This is a genomic window from Streptomyces albicerus (genome assembly GCF_008905045.1).
GTDB lineage: Bacteria > Actinomycetota > Actinomycetes > Streptomycetales > Streptomycetaceae > Streptomyces > Streptomyces albicerus.
Genome location: NZ_VWMY01000090.1, coordinates 1 through 12,856, shown reverse-complemented (window position 1 = coordinate 12,856; position 12,856 = coordinate 1). Strand labels below are relative to the sequence as shown.

Genomic DNA, 12,856 nt, shown 5'->3' with positions numbered 1-12,856 from the left:
ACACATCTCAGAACACATCTCAACACCCAGCTGAGACACCTCTGAGGAGACAGTGCTGTGACCGGGATCAAGACGACCGGCGAGAAGAAGATGATGTTCTTCTCCGGCCGCGCCCACCCCGAGCTTGCCGAGGAGGTCGCCCACCAGCTGGGTGTCGGGGTCGTCCCGACGAAGGCCTTCGACTTCGCCAACGGCGAGATCTACGTCCGCTACGAGGAGTCGGCCCGCGGTGCCGACTGCTTCCTGATCCAGAGCCACACGGCTCCGATCAACAAATGGATCATGGAGCAACTGATCATGATCGACGCTCTGAAGCGGGCTTCCGCTCGGAGCATCACGGTCATCATGCCGTTCTACGGTTACGCCCGGCAGGACAAGAAGCACCGTGGACGTGAACCGATCTCGGCGCGTCTGATCGCCGACATGATGAAGACGGCGGGTGCGGACCGCCTCCTGACGGTCGATCTGCACACCGACCAGATCCAGGGCTTCTTCGACGGTCCGGTGGATCATCTGTTCTCGCTGCCGCTGCTCGCGGACTACGTGGGCCGCAAGGTGGACCGCGACAAGCTCACGGTCGTCTCCCCGGACGCCGGCCGCGTGCGTGTGGCCGACCGCTGGTGCGACCGTCTGGGCGCGCCGCTGGCCATCGTGCACAAGCGCCGCGACAAGGACGTCGCGAACCAGGTCACGGTCCACGAGGTCGTCGGTGACGTGGAGGGCCGGGTCTGTGTCCTGGTCGACGACATGATCGACACCGGTGGCACGATCTGCGCCGCGGCGGACGCGCTGTTCGCGCACGGCGCGGAGGACGTCATCGTGACGGCCACGCACGGCGTGCTGTCCGGTCCGGCCGCGGACCGGCTGAAGAACTCGAAGGTCAGCGAGTTCATCTTCACGGACACGCTGCCCACTCCGGGCGAGCTGGAACTCGACAAGATCACCGTGCTGTCGATCGCGCCGACGATCGCGAACGCGGTGCGCGAGGTCTTCGAGGACGGCTCGGTGACCAGCCTCTTCGACGAGTAGCGAGCCCTCCGGGTCTCGCACGGGACCCGTGAAGATCGATTTCTTGTACGGCCTCCCCGCCGCGTAAGCTGTCACAGTTGCTCGGCGAGGGAGGCCGCACTCTTTGGGTGTGGCGGTCCGTTATCGACGCGCTCTTCGTAGCAGGCCGATTGTTTGGCCGGGTGACCACTTTCCCCAGATCTACGAGGAGTGACTATGTCCGAGGTCAAGCTCGCCGCAGAGACCCGCACCGAGTTCGGCAAGGGTGCCGCGCGCCGTATCCGCCGTGAGAGCAAGGTCCCCGGTGTGCTGTACGGCCACGGTGCCGACCCCGTCCACATCACGCTGCCGGGCCACGAGCTGCTGCTCGCGCTGCGCACGCCCAACGTCCTGCTGTCCCTGGACATCGAGGGCAAGACCCAGCTGGCGATCCCGAAGGCCGTCCAGCGTGACGCCATCAAGGGCTTCCTCGAGCACGTCGACCTGCTCACCGTGACGCGCGGCGAGAAGGTCACCGTCGAGGTCTACGTCCACACCGAGGGCGAGCTCGCCCCGGGCGCGTTCCTGCTCGAGCACGTGCTGAGCACGCTGACGGTCGAGGCCGAGGCCACCCACATCCCCGAGTCGGTCACCGTCTCCATCGAGGGCCTGGAGGCCGGTGCCTCCATCCTCGCGAAGGACATCCCGCTCCCCGAGGGCACCACGCTGGCCATCGACGAGGACGCCGTCGTGCTCCAGGTCCTGTCCGCCCAGGCGGAGGAGCCCACGGAGGAGTCCGGCGAAGAGACCGCCGAGATCTGATCCGCACCGGATCGGTCCCACGCCGGATCGGTCCCGCCGGATCGGTCCCGCACCGGATCGCCGTCTGCCGGCCGCCGCTCCCTCGGGGGCGGCGGCCGGCGCGTATCCGCTGATCAAGGACAGCTGGTCAAGGACCCATGGGAGACACGGACGTGACCACGGAACCAGGCGCCCCCTGGCTGATCGTGGGGCTCGGCAACCCCGGCCCCGACTACGCCATGAACCGCCACAACGTGGGCTTCATGGTGGCCGACCTCCTCGCCGGGCGGATCGGCGGCAAGTTCAAGCGGGCCGGCAAGGCACAGGCCCAGGTGATCGAGGGCCGTATCGGCCCGCCCGGCCCGGCGAACCGGCGGGTGATCCTGGCCAAGCCGATGTCGTACATGAACCTGTCGGGCGGCCCGGTCACCGCCCTGCGGGACTTCTACAAGGTGCCGACGGGGAACATCGTCGCCGTGCACGACGAACTCGACATCGACTACGGCGTCCTGCGTCTGAAGCTGGGCGGCGGCGACAACGGCCACAACGGCCTCAAGTCGATGACCAAGGCGATGGGCCCGGACTACCACCGGGTCCGCTTCGGCATCGGCCGCCCGCCGGGCCGTATGCAGGTCGCCGACTTCGTCCTGAAGGACTTCTCCTCCGCGGAGCGCAAGGAGCTGGACTACTTCGTGGACCGCGCGGCGGACGCGGTGGAGGGTCTGGTCATCGACGGTCTCGAGCGGGCGCAGTCGACGTACAACTCGTGAGGCTGGATGCAGCTCATGAGGCTGAGTACAGCTCGTGAGGCTGGCCACCCTGGTCCGCCGACAGGTCCGTACAACACGGGACTTGTCCCCCCGCCGGATCCCCACCGGAGTTGACCGAGCGCATGGCCATGGCCAAGGATCGCGGCCATGCCTGCCCTCGCCTCCCGTCAGAACGCTGTCGCGGCGCTGCGGTTCGGGCAGCGCGCGGCGATGGGTACGGTCGCGGTGCTGATCCTGATCGCGGGCGTCTGGGCCTCCTGGGGCACCGCCCAGCACGTGATGCTCACGAAGGGCCGTGAGCGCGGCACGATGACGGTCACACGGTGTGCCGACGACCGGTGCACGGGTCCGTACCGGCCGACGTCGGAGGGTTCCACCGCCCGCGACCGGGTCGTCCTCGACAGCGAGGTCGCGGTGGACAAGGGCCGCACGTACACGGTCGTCGTGAAGCCCGGCAGCGACGAGGTCGTGCGCATCGGTCCCGGCGGGCTCCTCTATGCCTGGGTCCCGCTCGGCGGGGCGCTGCTGCTCGCCTCGATGGTGGTCGCGGGCGGACTGCGCCTCAGCCGGCTCGCATGGGCCCTCGGCGGGGCGGGACTGACGCTGGTCACGGCCGCTTTCGTGGCTCTCTGAGGCCGCTCCGAGCTCGCTCCGAGTTCCCCGACTCGCCTTCGACTCGTCTTCGTGTCCGGGGAAAATCTGTGCGTTCCCTGATTGTTACCCCGGACTGTTGGGGCGATACGTGACGCATGGTGCACGAGGGACGTTCTGCCGCTTGACCGCCCCTCGACGGAACTGGAAGCTGAGCCGCCCCCTCCACATCTTCCCGTTCCACCTCTCGAAGATGGACTGCCCATGCCTACCCTCACCCGCGCCTTCGTCGCCGGCGCCATCGCGACCGCCGCGCTGCTGACCGCCCCCGTCGCCCATGCCACCGCGCCCGGCGACAACGGCACCGTAAAGATCCACGACGCCGCCACCGGCGAGGAGCTCCGCAAGAACGAGCCGCACGTCTGCGACTTCTACCTCGACGCCTTCGGCTTCGACGGCGGCCAGCAGGTCGCGTGGCACATCGAGTCCTGGGCCCCGACCGCCGGCGTCAAGGGCGAGACCGTGGAGTCGGGTTCGCTCGAGCTCGACGCAGAGGGCCACGGCCGTACGAACGATCTGTCGCTGCCGGACGGGCACTACAAGCTGTTCTGGAACTTCGACGGTGAGAAGGGGTCCGCGAAGCACAAGGTGTTCTGGACGGACTGCCAGGAGTCCGAGGACGGCGACAGCACGTCGTCCTGCACCCCGTGCTCCACCGACTCGCCGTCCTCCTCCGTCGCTCCGTCGACCGAGGCGACCGAGGCCGCAGGGGCCGCAAGGGCCGCCGCCCAGCAGTCCTCGTCCGCTTCCGACGCGGCCCCGTCTCCGCAGGGCGGCGTCGATCTCGCCGAGACCGGCAGCGGCGCCCCCGTCGGCCTCATCTCCGCGGCCGCGGCGGCGCTGCTCGGCGCGGGCGGCTACCTGGTGTTCCGCCGCCGGAAGTCCCAGCAGGGCTGAGCCCGGCGTTCCAAAAACGGTGCCCCCGTCCTCGTACGCAGGAAGTACGAGGACGGGGGCACCGCCATGCGGCAGGCGGTCAGCCGGTGTTGCGCAGGCCGGCCGCCACACCGTTGACCGTCAGGAGCAGGGCCCTCGCCAGCAGCGGGTCGGGCTCGGCGCCGGCCGCCGCCGCGTCGCGCTGCCGCTTGAGCAGGGCGACCTGGAGGTAGGAAATCGGGTCGAGGTAGGCGTCGCGGATGGTGAAGGTCTGCTTCAGCACCGGGTTGGCGTCGAGGAGTTCGGGCTCGCCGGTGATGCGCAGGACCTCGCGCACGGTCAGCTCGTGCTCGGCCTGGATGGTGGCGAAGACGTGCTTCAACTCATCCGGCACCAGGGTGTCGACGTAGTGGCCGGCGATCCGCAGATCCGTCTTCGCCAGGGTCATCTCGACGTTGGAGACGAAGTTGCGGAAGAAGTGCCACTGCTCGTGCATCTCCTCCAGCACACTGTCGAGCCCGGCCTCGCGGAGCGCCTTCAGCCCCGAGCCGACGCCGAACCAGCCCGGCACGATCTGCCGCGACTGCGTCCAGCCGAACACCCACGGGATGGCACGCAGCCCGTCGAGACCGGCCCCGGAGTCGGGGCGGCGCGAGGGCCGCGAGCCGAGGTGCAGGTCGGCGAGCTGGTCGACCGGGGTGGCGGCGAAGAAGTACGCCGGCAGGTCCGGGTCCTCCACCAGCCGCCGGTACGCGGCGTGCGCGGCATCCGAGACCAGGTCCATCGCGGCGTCCCAGCGGGCCAGCGCCTCGTCGGACTGACGCGGCGCGGTGTGCAGGGCCGAGGCCTGCAGGGTGGCGGCGACCGTCAGTTCCAGGTTCTCCCGGGCGAGCGAGGGCACCAGGTACTTGTCGGAGATGACCTCGCCCTGCTCGGTCACCTTGATCTCGCCCTCCAGGGTGCCCCAGGGCTGGGCGAGGATCGCGTCGTGCGAGGGACCGCCACCACGCCCGACGGTGCCGCCCCGGCCGTGGAACAGCCGCAGCCGTACGCCGTACCGGTGGGCGACGTCACGCAGCCGCCGCTGGGCCCGGTGGATCTCCCACTGCGAGGTCGTGATGCCACCGAACTTCGACGAGTCGGAGTACCCGAGCATGACCTCCTGCACGTCCCCGCGCAGCGCGACGAGGCGCCGGTAGGACGGGTCGGACAGCATGTCCTCGAGGATGGTGTCGGCGGCCTTCAGCTCGTCCGTCGTCTCCAGCAGCGGCACGATGCCGATCTTCGCCCAGCCCGCGTGCAGATCGACCAGCCCGGCCTCGCGGGCGAGCACCGCGGCGGCGAACACGTCGTCCGCGCCCTGGCACATCGAGATGATGTACGACTCGACCACCTCGGGCCCGAAGATCCCAAGGGCCCGCTTCACCGTCTCGAAGACGCCGAGGGTCTTCTGCCCCGAGGCGTCCAGCGGCGCCGGGGTCGGAGCCAGCGGCCGCCGGGACCGCAGCTCCTTGGCGAGCAGCTTGAGCCGGTACTCGCGCGGCATGTCCTCGTACCGCCAGGACTCCTCGCCGAGCCGGTCGAAGAGCTGCCCGAGCGCGTGATGGTGGGCGTCCGCGTGCTCCCGTACGTCCATGGTGGCCAGCTGGAGGCCGAACGCGGCGAGCGTGCGGATCGTACGGTTCATGCGGCCGTCGGCGAACAGCGCGCCCCGGTGCTCGCGCAGCGAGCTCTGGATGAGCGTGAGGTCGTGCAGCAGCTCGGCCGTGCCGAGGTAGTCGCGGCCCGTCTCGTGCGGGGTCCCCTTGGCGAGGCGCTGCTTGGTGTTCTCCAGCTTCTGCCGGATGCAGGTGGCCTTGAGGCGGTAGGGCTCCTCGGCGTTGAGGCGCTTGTAGCGGGGGCTGATCTCGGGCAGCAGCTCCAGGTCGGTCTGGAGGGAGGAAAGCAGCTCCTCCGTCGCGCCCGTGTAGCGGATCGAGTTCGACAGGAAGCCGCGCAGCTCGTCGATCAGCTCCAGGGCGTCGTTGATGCCGTGCTCGTGCTGGAGGATCAGGACGTCCCAGGTGACCTGCGGGGTCACGTTCGGGTTGCCGTCGCGGTCGCCGCCGATCCAGGTGCCGAAGGTGAGCGGGCGGGTCGCGTCGGGCAGGACCACGCCGACGCGCTCCAGCTCGGCGGTGAGGTCCTCGAGCACGTCACCCACCGCACCCGCGTGCAGCTCGTCCAGGTAGTAGATGGCGTTGCGAGCCTCGTCGGCGGGTTCCGGCCGTACGACCCGCAGCTCGTCCGTCTGCCACACGAGGTCGATGTTCTCGGCAAGACGGGTGTCGTAGCGGCGCCGGTCCGCCTCGATGACCGGGGTCTCCAGCAGGGCGGCGATACGGCGCAGCTTGTTGAGGACCGAGCGCCTGGCCGCCTCCGTGGGGTGCGCGGTGAAGACCGGGCGAACGTTCAGGTGCTGCACGGTCGCGCGCAGGTGCTCGGGGTCGGCGTCCTTGAGCCGGTCCGCCGTACGGGCGAGGAGTCCGCCCTCGGCGGCCCGCCTGGCGCGCAGCTCGCGGCCGCGGTGGACCTGCTCGGTGACGTTCGCCAGGTGGAAGTACGTGGAGAAGGCGCGCACCAGCTTGGCCGCGGTCTCCAGCTCCGTGCCGCGCAGCAGCTCGGCGGCGGCCTCGCCGTCCTCGCGGGTGAGGCGGCGGACCTTCTCGACCAGCTCGAGGAGCTCGGGGCCCTCCTGCCGTACGAGGGTCTCGCCCAGCAGATCGCCCAGGCGGCGGATGTCGGCGCGCAGCTCACTGCTGGTCGTGGTGGTCTGGTCGTCGGCACTGCTCACAGGTGCGGCTCCTTGCAGTGTTGAAGCTCGGCTGGAGGGGAACCCGTCGGCCGAGGCGGCGGGCGCGCATCAGCGACAGGGCATCCGGGAATGAAACAGAGCGGACCGCGCTGTCCGACCGACATTAAGGATAGGTGTCCACACGGACGCGCAGTCTCACGGGCCCTTGCCGCCGGGCGACGCGCTGCCATACTTACGACGCCGTAGGTTACGGAACCGTAGGCGCGGTTTCCGGCTAACCGTAGGCACGGTTTCCGGCCACTCTCTCAACCCTCGACCCCACAGGGGACGCCCCATGACCACGAGCTCCGATGTGATCGATGACGCCCCGAAGGCGAACAACGACACCCCAATCCCCTCCGCCACGCTGGGCGGCGAGCAGAAGCGCTCGATCGAGCAGATCACCCTTCTGCTCTTCATCGCCGTCCCGTTCCTCGCGCTCCTCGCGGCGGTGCCGCTGGCCTGGGGCTGGGGCGTGAGCTGGCTGGACCTCGGTCTGCTGGTCTTCTTCTACTACCTGGGATGCCACGGCATCACGATCGGCTTCCACCGCTACTTCACGCACGGCTCCTTCAAGGCGAAGCGGCCGCTGCGCATCGCACTCGCGATCGCGGGCTCGATGGCGGTCGAAGGCCCCCTGGTCCGCTGGGTCGCCGACCACCGCAAGCACCACAAGTTCTCCGACGCCGAGGGCGACCCCCACTCGCCGTGGCGCTTCGGCGAGACGGTGCCGGCCCTGATGAAGGGCCTGTGGTGGGCGCACATCGGCTGGATGTTCGACGAGGAGCAGACGCCGCAGGACAAGTACGCGCCGGACCTGATCAAGGACAAGGCGATCCGCACGATCTCGCGCCAGTTCATCTTCTGGACCATGCTCTCCCTGGCCCTCCCTCCGCTCATCGGCGGGCTCGCCACGATGTCCTGGTGGGGCGCGTTCACGGGCTTCTTCTGGGGCTCACTCGTTCGAGTGGCGTTGTTGCACCACGTGACCTGGTCGATCAACTCGATCTGCCACGCGGTGGGCAAGCGCCCCTTCAAGTCGCGTGACCGTTCGGGCAACGTGTGGTGGCTGGCCGTGCTGTCCTGCGGCGAGTCCTGGCACAACCTGCACCACGCGGACCCGACCTCCGCCCGGCACGGTGTGGAGCGCGGCCAGCTGGACTCCTCGGCCCGCATCATCCGCTGGTTCGAGATGCTCGGCTGGGCGTACGACGTGCGCTGGCCGTCACGCTCGCGTATCGATTCGCGCCGGAACCCGGACGGGAAGGGCGTCCGACGCAAGCCGGAGACCGCCAAGGCTGCATGATTGACGGCGTGGCCGACTCCAGCACACCCAGCAATGAAAAGCCGCGGCGCGCCCGCCGCACCCGGATGACCGGTGCGGAGCGGCGGGCCCAACTGCTGGAGATCGGCCGCACCCTCTTCGCCGCGAAGGGCTTCGAGGCGACGTCGGTGGAGGAGATCGCGGCCAAGGCCGGCGTCTCCAAGCCCGTCGTCTACGAGCACTTCGGCGGTAAGGAGGGCCTGTACGCGGTGGTGGTGGACCGCGAGATGCGCCGCCTGCTGGACATGGTGACCAGCTCCCTCACCGCGGGCCACCCCCGCGAGCTGTGCGAACAGGCCGCTTTCGCCCTGCTGGACTACATCGAGGAATACACGGACGGCTTCCGCATCCTGGTCCGGGACTCCCCTATCCCCCAGTCGACAGGCAGCTTCGCGTCCCTGATCTCGGACATCGCGACACAGGTGGAGGACATCCTGGGCCGCGAGTTCAAGCGCCGCGGCTTCGACCCGAAACTCGCCCCCTTGTACGCCCAGGCCCTCGTCGGCATGGTCGCCCTCACCGGCCAGTGGTGGCTGGACGTCCGCCGCCCGAAGAAGGCGGAGGTGGCGGCCCACCTGGTGAACCTGGCCTGGCACGGCCTGGACGGCCTCGAGGCGAAGCCTCGGCTGATAGGACGCCGGAAGAGTTGAACCAATGGGCCACAAGGTTCATCTTGTGGTACCAATGTGTCCATGACTGAGATTGCGATCAGCGCGGCCCGTTCCCAGCTCGGCGACCTGGTCCGCCGTGCCGCTCACAGCCGCGAGACCATCGCCCTCACCGATCATGGGCACGTGGCCGCATTGCTGGTCTCTCCCCAGGTGATAGAGGATCTCGAAGACGCCCTCGCGGTCGCCGACTACCAGCGACGCAAGGCCGAGGGCACCCTCGAAGAGGGCATCCCTCACGAGGAGGTCGGGCGCATCCTGGGGCTGCGTCCGTGACCTACCGCATCATTTGGGAGCCGAGCGCCACGAACGCGGCCGTGCGGTTCCTCAAGGACGACCCCGGACTCGCCGCCGTCTACGAAACCGTCGACACGCTCGCCGAATCCCCGCGCCCCACCAACTCCACCGCCTACGGCCCCAACATCCGGCGCCTTCGCGTCGGCGCCTACCGCGTCCTCTATGTGATCGACGACAGCGTGATCCGCATCCTCATCACTCACCTGGGCCGCACGCCCTGAGCGTCGGCTCCAGGAACTCCAGGCGATTACCCACCGGGTCCTCGGAGTAGAAGCGGCGGTGGCCCGGAAGGCTCTGGTCCCAGGTCACCGTCGCTCCGCGCGCGGCGAGACGGGCCGCGTACGCCTCGATCCCCGTGACCCGCAGCCCGGGATGCGCCTTCTTCGCGGGGCGGAAGCCCTTCTCGATCCCCAGGTGCAGCTGGACCGCCCCTGCCCGGAACCAGCAGCCCCCGCGCGTGGCGAGCACCGGTGGCTTGGGGATCTCCGTCATGCCGAGGACGTCGACGTAGTACGCGCGCAGCGTGTCCTCGGACCCCGGCGGCGCGGCGAGCTGGACGTGGTCGACGGCGGTGAGCATCAGGCCGGCTTCCGGGCCACTGCGAACAAGCGGCGGAACGGGAGGACCGTGCCGTACGGGGCCGTCGGGTACGCCTTGCGGAGCAGGTCGCGGTACTCCGTGATGAAGGCGTCCCGGGAGTCCGGATCGTCCGACAGTGCCGTGAGCGCGGGACGCAGACCCGTGCCCTTGGACCAGTCGAGGACCGGGTCCTCGCCGGTCAGGAGCTGCATGTACGTCGTCTCCCAGACATCCACCTCGCAGCCGAGGCTCGCCAGGCGGTCGAGGTAGACCAGAGCCGGATGGACCGAGTCCTCGCGGCGGAGGACGTCGGCGAGGCGGGCCTTCCAGCGGGCGGAGGCGGCGAGTTCCCGCATCAGGGCGTGCAGCGGCGCGTCGATGTTGTTGGGGACCTGGAAGGCGAACGTACCGCCGGGGGCCACCGCGTCGAGCCAGACGGGAATCGCATCCAGATGCCCCGGCACCCACTGGAGCGCCGCGTTGGAGACGATCAGGTCGTACGTCTCCGCGGGCGTCCAGTCCACGAGGTCCGCGTGGGAGAAGTCCAGCAGACCGCCACCCGCCGTGGAGCCCGCGTACGCCCCCGTCTTGGCCAGCATCTCGGGAGAGTTGTCGTAGCCCGTGATGTGCGCGGCCGGCCAGCGCTCGGCGAGCTGGATGGTGACGTTGCCCGGACCGCAGCCCAGGTCGGCGATACGGGCCGGGTCGCCGGGCAGCGCCGGGACGCGGGCGAGGAGGTCGGCGAAGGGGCGGGCGCGGTGCTCCGCGTGGCGCAGGTACTGGCCCGGGTCCCAGGTGGGAGCGGCGGCGGCAGGCATGGTGGACCTCCTCGAAGTCACACTCGACATCACACGGCGTCACGAGACGTCACCCGACGTCACGCGGAGCCACGAGGCGTCACGGTCACCGCGGCGGTCACCGGTGACGCGGGCAGGACTCCAGCCTCACACCCACACTCTCTCGACGTCAAGAGACTTCACGTCAAGAGACTTCACATCGACAGAACCACTACACTGATCGCCATGGAGGACGAGGTCGATCGGCTGGTCGCAGCGTGGCGCCGGGAGCGCCCTGACCTCGACGTGGAACCGCTCGAGGTGCTCAGCCGCGTGAGCAGACTGGCCCGCCATCTGGACCGCGCACGCCGGATCGCGTTCGCCGAGCACGCCCTGGAACCCTGGGAGTTCGACGTGCTGACGGCGCTGAGGCGTGCCGGGACGCCGTACCAGCTCTCCCCCGGCCAGCTCCTCACACAGACCCTCGTCACCTCGGGCACGATGACGAACCGCATCGACCGGCTGGCCAAAAAGGGCCTGGTCGAGCGGCTCCCCGACCCCAGCGACCGCCGCGGCGTACTCGTGCGGCTCACCGAGGACGGCCGCGACCGCGCCGACCAGGCGCTCGCCGGACTCCTCGACCAGGAGCGCGCGATCCTCGCGGAACTCAGCAGGGCCCAGCGCAGCGAACTCGCCGGGCTGCTACGCCAGTTGACCGCCCCGTTCGACAACATCCCCGGCTAGGTCGACCGGGCCGACCCCGGCGCGGCGGGCGAGCGCCACGGCCGCGAGGGTGGAGTGCACGCCCAGCTTCCCCAGCACGTTCTGCATGTGCGTCCGGACGGTGTGCGGAGACAGGAACAGCCGCTCGGCGACGGCTTTCCGCCCCAGCCCGGCCACCATGCACCGCAGGACCTCCCGCTCCCTCGGCGTGAGGGACTCCACCAGCCGCTCGCTCTCCGTACGGTGCTTGCGGGCGGCGGTCAGCTCGCGCAGCACCCCGGTGAGCAGGGCGGGCGGCAGATGCGTCTCGTCCCGCAGGACGCCCCGTATGACCGTGAGCAGCCGGGACAGCGAGCAGTCCTTGGCGACCCACCCCGAGGCGCCCGCCTGCAGGGCGAGTGCCGCGCGGCGCGGGTCGTCCTTCTCGGCGAGCACGACGGTACGGACGCTGGGCTGGCCCGAACGGACGCCCGCGACCAGCGAGATGCCGTCGACCAGGCCTTCTTCGTTGTTGTCGTGCACGGGTACGGCCGGGCGGGCGCCCGGCACGTTGCCGCCCAGATCGGCGTCGACGAGCAGCACGTCGTACCTACGGCCTTCCGCCGCGGCCCGCTCCAGGCAGCGCAGCGCGGCTGGGCCGCTGCCGGCCGCGGAGACATCGACGTCGGGCTCGGCGGCCAGGGCGGCGGCGAGCGACTCGGCGAAGATACGGTGGTCGTCGACGACCAGGACACGGATGCGAACCACTGAAACCCCCACTGGTCGGGGGACGACCGGCGCAGGTACGGCGCCCGGAGATCCCGAGCCCACTTGGTGCTCGGAAAACGGGGTGCCGCAGCCGCACGGCCGCCGCCGTGCTGGAACTGCTACCCCCACTCCGGGCGTCGTACCCGACTGTCTCGCCCCCTGAGCAGCACCGGCCCCCACCGGTGCTGCTCATCAGGGTAAGGCCGGGTGGCTGGAGCGGAAGGTGATTTGCAGAACTGGTTGGCCAGCGCGTTTATGGTGAGCCGTATGTTTCGTATTGAGACAGAAGTCGACAAAGAGCGTAGCCAATTCCTGCGTTCCCGACTACGGGACGCCAACACGGCCGCCTCTCCGGTGCTGCGTTCCCTCCGCGGAACCCCTGGTGAACGGGAAGTTCCGCTCCAGATCTGGGCGTTGGATCCGTCCGACGACCTTGCGGGCGGCCTCGTCGGCCACACCTGGGCGACCTGGCTCCACGTGACGTACCTCTGGGTGGCCGAGCCCCACCGCGGCTGCGGCCTCGGCTCGCATCTCCTGTCCCGGGCGGAACATCTGGCCCACGAATCCCGCGGCTGCGTCAGCTCCCGCCTCGAGACGTGGGACTTCCAGGCCCCCGACTTCTACAAGAGGCAGGGCTATGAGGTGGTGTGCGTGATCCCGGACTACCCACCGGGGGTCACGGAGTACACGCTGACGAAACGGCTGGGGTGAGGCGGGCTTTTTTCGCCCCCGCCGCCCCTACCCGTCCCATCCTCGGGGGCGCTGCCCCCGAACCCCCGCTCCTCAAACGCCGGAGGGGCTGATTTTCAGCCCGTCCGGCGTTT

Annotated in this window: 15 protein-coding genes; 11 read left to right on the top strand and 4 right to left on the bottom strand. The window is 69.7% G+C overall.

The features are described from left to right. Nucleotides 1–57: 57 nt before the first annotated feature. The 5 genes from GAS53_RS47545 to GAS53_RS47525 all read left to right on the top strand — a co-directional run bounded on the left by GAS53_RS47545 (nucleotide 58) and on the right by GAS53_RS47525 (nucleotide 4,106). Complete coding sequence (locus GAS53_RS47545) at nucleotides 58–1,029, top strand: ribose-phosphate diphosphokinase (RefSeq protein ID WP_151484018.1); 972 nt, start codon at nucleotides 58–60, stop codon at nucleotides 1,027–1,029. Nucleotides 1,030–1,224: 195 nt separating this feature from the next. Further along, the gene (locus GAS53_RS47540; protein WP_151484017.1) at nucleotides 1,225–1,809 is read left to right on the top strand and encodes a 50S ribosomal protein L25/general stress protein Ctc; all 585 of its coding nucleotides are present in this window, start codon (nucleotides 1,225–1,227) and stop codon (nucleotides 1,807–1,809) included. A 137-nt stretch (nucleotides 1,810–1,946) separates the two neighbouring features. Beyond that, the gene (gene pth, locus GAS53_RS47535) at nucleotides 1,947–2,558 is read left to right on the top strand and encodes an aminoacyl-tRNA hydrolase (protein WP_151484016.1); all 612 of its coding nucleotides are present in this window, start codon (nucleotides 1,947–1,949) and stop codon (nucleotides 2,556–2,558) included. Nucleotides 2,559–2,705: 147 nt separating this feature from the next. Further along, complete coding sequence (locus GAS53_RS47530; protein WP_151484015.1) at nucleotides 2,706–3,191, top strand: hypothetical protein; 486 nt, start codon at nucleotides 2,706–2,708, stop codon at nucleotides 3,189–3,191. Between the two features lie 222 nt (nucleotides 3,192–3,413). Next, nucleotides 3,414–4,106, top strand: coding sequence for an LPXTG cell wall anchor domain-containing protein (locus tag GAS53_RS47525; protein WP_151484014.1), 693 nt, complete (start codon nucleotides 3,414–3,416; stop codon nucleotides 4,104–4,106). A 79-nt stretch (nucleotides 4,107–4,185) separates the two neighbouring features. On the opposite strand, the gene ppc is transcribed toward GAS53_RS47525, so the two are convergent. Then, nucleotides 4,186–6,918 carry a phosphoenolpyruvate carboxylase gene (gene ppc, locus GAS53_RS47520; protein ID WP_151484013.1) on the bottom strand — a complete coding sequence of 911 codons (2,733 nt, stop codon included), beginning with the start codon at nucleotides 6,916–6,918 and terminating at the stop codon, nucleotides 4,186–4,188. 295 nt (nucleotides 6,919–7,213) lie between these two features. Between ppc and GAS53_RS47515 the strand changes: the two genes are divergently transcribed. From GAS53_RS47515 to GAS53_RS47500, 4 genes are read left to right on the top strand one after another with little or no spacing between them, the layout of a single operon-like run. Next, a complete protein-coding gene (locus GAS53_RS47515) occupies nucleotides 7,214–8,224 on the top strand; it encodes an acyl-CoA desaturase (protein ID WP_151484012.1) in 1,011 nt (336 codons plus the stop codon). Then, nucleotides 8,221–8,892: a TetR/AcrR family transcriptional regulator gene (locus GAS53_RS47510; RefSeq protein ID WP_151484011.1), complete on the top strand. Its 672-nt coding sequence runs from the start codon at nucleotides 8,221–8,223 to the stop codon at nucleotides 8,890–8,892. Before GAS53_RS47515 ends, GAS53_RS47510 begins: the two co-directional genes overlap by 4 nt. A gap of 42 nt (nucleotides 8,893–8,934) precedes the next feature. Beyond that, nucleotides 8,935–9,186 (top strand): type II toxin-antitoxin system Phd/YefM family antitoxin, encoded by a 252-nt coding sequence (locus GAS53_RS47505; protein WP_151484010.1) that lies wholly within the window; start codon nucleotides 8,935–8,937, stop codon nucleotides 9,184–9,186. Then, nucleotides 9,183–9,428 (top strand): type II toxin-antitoxin system RelE family toxin, encoded by a 246-nt coding sequence (locus tag GAS53_RS47500; RefSeq protein WP_151484009.1) that lies wholly within the window; start codon nucleotides 9,183–9,185, stop codon nucleotides 9,426–9,428. The genes GAS53_RS47505 and GAS53_RS47500 overlap by 4 nt, the downstream gene beginning before the upstream one ends. Here the strand turns inward: GAS53_RS47500 and GAS53_RS47495 are convergent. Together GAS53_RS47495 and GAS53_RS47490 are read right to left on the bottom strand one after the other, a co-directional pair. Then, nucleotides 9,403–9,786, bottom strand: a complete 384-nt coding sequence (locus tag GAS53_RS47495) for a VOC family protein (RefSeq protein ID WP_151484008.1) — start codon at nucleotides 9,784–9,786, stop codon at nucleotides 9,403–9,405. The two genes, GAS53_RS47500 and GAS53_RS47495, sit on opposite strands and share 26 nt — an antisense overlap. Beyond that, the gene (locus GAS53_RS47490) at nucleotides 9,786–10,604 is read right to left on the bottom strand and encodes a trans-aconitate 2-methyltransferase (protein ID WP_151484007.1); all 819 of its coding nucleotides are present in this window, start codon (nucleotides 10,602–10,604) and stop codon (nucleotides 9,786–9,788) included. Before GAS53_RS47490 ends, GAS53_RS47495 begins: the two co-directional genes overlap by 1 nt. Before the next feature lie 204 nt (nucleotides 10,605–10,808). Here GAS53_RS47490 and GAS53_RS47485 point away from each other — a divergent pair, with 204 nt between their 5' ends. Beyond that, nucleotides 10,809–11,306, top strand: coding sequence for a MarR family winged helix-turn-helix transcriptional regulator (locus tag GAS53_RS47485; RefSeq protein ID WP_151484006.1), 498 nt, complete (start codon nucleotides 10,809–10,811; stop codon nucleotides 11,304–11,306). On the opposite strand, the gene GAS53_RS47480 is transcribed toward GAS53_RS47485, so the two are convergent. After that, nucleotides 11,265–12,032: a LuxR C-terminal-related transcriptional regulator gene (locus tag GAS53_RS47480; protein ID WP_151484005.1), complete on the bottom strand. Its 768-nt coding sequence runs from the start codon at nucleotides 12,030–12,032 to the stop codon at nucleotides 11,265–11,267. The genes GAS53_RS47485 and GAS53_RS47480 overlap by 42 nt on opposite strands. A 255-nt stretch (nucleotides 12,033–12,287) precedes the next feature. Between GAS53_RS47480 and GAS53_RS47475 the strand changes: the two genes are divergently transcribed. Beyond that, the gene (locus tag GAS53_RS47475) at nucleotides 12,288–12,743 is read left to right on the top strand and encodes a GNAT family N-acetyltransferase (protein ID WP_151484034.1); all 456 of its coding nucleotides are present in this window, start codon (nucleotides 12,288–12,290) and stop codon (nucleotides 12,741–12,743) included. The last annotated feature ends 113 nt before the right edge of the window (nucleotides 12,744–12,856 follow it).